Source organism: Ruminococcus sp. AF17-12, from assembly GCF_003479245.1.
Taxonomy (GTDB): domain Bacteria; phylum Bacillota; class Clostridia; order Lachnospirales; family Lachnospiraceae; genus Blautia_A; species Blautia_A fusiformis.
Genome location: NZ_QUGY01000035.1, coordinates 1 through 509, shown reverse-complemented (window position 1 = coordinate 509; position 509 = coordinate 1). Strand labels below are relative to the sequence as shown.

Sequence of the window (509 nt, the reverse complement as noted above, 5' to 3'; positions counted from 1 at the left end):
GACAGGTGGTGCATGGTTGTCGTCAGCTCGTGTCGTGAGATGTTGGGTTAAGTCCCGCAACGAGCGCAACCCCTATCCCCAGTAGCCAGCGGTTCGGCCGGGCACTCTGAGGAGACTGCCAGGGATAACCTGGAGGAAGGCGGGGATGACGTCAAATCATCATGCCCCTTATGATTTGGGCTACACACGTGCTACAATGGCGTAAACAAAGGGAAGCGAACCTGCGAGGGTGGGCAAATCCCAAAAATAACGTCCCAGTTCGGACTGTAGTCTGCAACCCGACTACACGAAGCTGGAATCGCTAGTAATCGCGGATCAGAATGCCGCGGTGAATACGTTCCCGGGTCTTGTACACACCGCCCGTCACACCATGGGAGTCAGTAACGCCCGAAGTCAGTGACCTAACCGCAAGGAAGGAGCTGCCGAAGGCGGGACCGATGACTGGGGTGAAGTCGTAACAAGGTAGCCGTATCGGAAGGTGCGGCTGGATCACCTCCTTTCTAAGGAAA

1 rRNA gene (running past one end of the window) is annotated in these 509 nt (G+C 56.2%); it reads left to right on the top strand.

The window, feature by feature from the left end:
* A 16S ribosomal RNA gene (locus DWW77_RS17820) occupies positions 1-500 on the top strand; its annotated part reaches 838 nt to the left of the window's first position; the annotation flags it as partial.
* Positions 501-509 lie beyond the last annotated feature (9 nt).